Source organism: Vibrio sp. M250220 (genome assembly GCF_036533795.1).
Classification (GTDB): Bacteria; Pseudomonadota; Gammaproteobacteria; order Enterobacterales; family Vibrionaceae; genus Vibrio.
Genome location: NZ_JATABI010000148.1, coordinates 1 through 1,015, shown reverse-complemented (window position 1 = coordinate 1,015; position 1,015 = coordinate 1). Strand labels below are relative to the sequence as shown.

The window sequence follows — 1,015 nt, the reverse complement described above, 5'->3', positions numbered from 1 at the left end:
TCATGCTCTTCAATTGGGTGAACCAAGATATTGTGAACATCCAGTTGGTCATTCTCGGGGAGGACGGTATCAGGTGTGAGTACATCGGTTGAGCCGTCAGGTGTCCAGGTAATAGTGATACCGTTATCCAACTCAGCAATAAAGTGTTGCCATCGAGCGCCAATTTGAAGGTATATGTTATCTGTTAAAAAACGACTTAACTCTTAAAAACAAGCAATCAAAAATGTCCAATTAATGCGAAAAACACAAACCTAATCAATGACTTCACATATTGAGATATCACTTTCAACCTTTTGAAAGGTATAGCCAATACAGGCTTCTATTTCAGACAATTGAGCAGGAGATACATCTGCGCAATTCCCCTCTAAAGCAAACCCAAAAATCCTCAATACATCATCACCGGATAAACCTTTCAGCTCAATTTCCATTACAAGTTCTTCAGTGTCTTTACTGTAGAAATTTAATTCATACATAACTATTTCTCCACTTTTCTCTTCGGATCCTTAGGTTTAGTTTGCTCTCCTGTCTCATGGTCAAACTCACCTATATGGTTACCATTTTTATCATATACTTCCACTTTACCGTGTTGGGAATCCCATTCATAAATTCGCTTTTTATCTTTCCATCTCGGTCTTTTTTTGCCGCCACCTTGCACATATGTTTTCTCTTTGGCTTTTTTAGCTTCAGGGAATGCAGGTAATGGAGGATTCCCTCTTGGAGCTGGTACATACTTAAGGTTCGTAGCTGAACCCGAGGTAGGTTTGTTGAAAACAAGATAAAGAGGAGGCAACCCAGCATCCGCAGGGAAGGTAACAATATATTCGGCTAGATCTTCCTCAGGATAAAGGACTGTACCAATCTCTTGTTCATGCTCTTCAATTGGGTGAACCAAGATATTGTGAACATCCAGTTGGTCATTCTCGGGGAGGACGGTATCAGGTGTGAGTACATCGGTTGAGCCGTCAGGTGTCCAGGTAATAGTGATACCGTTATCCAACTCAGCAATAAAGTGTTG

At 40.8% G+C, this 1,015-nt stretch carries 2 protein-coding genes and 1 pseudogene; all 3 read right to left on the bottom strand.

Features of this window, described 5'->3' with window-relative positions; translation table 11 throughout:
- Window positions 1-149 (bottom strand): annotated as a pseudogene (locus QTN94_RS20045) (S-type pyocin domain-containing protein); the annotation flags it as partial.
- 102 nt (window positions 150-251) lie between these two features.
- Complete coding sequence (locus QTN94_RS20040) at window positions 252-473, bottom strand: DUF7683 domain-containing protein (protein WP_331428653.1); 222 nt, start codon at window positions 471-473, stop codon at window positions 252-254.
- A 2-nt stretch (window positions 474-475) separates the two neighbouring features.
- A partial coding sequence (locus tag QTN94_RS20035; protein ID WP_331428652.1) for a colicin E3/pyocin S6 family cytotoxin occupies window positions 476-1,015 on the bottom strand: 540 nt, incomplete at its 5' end.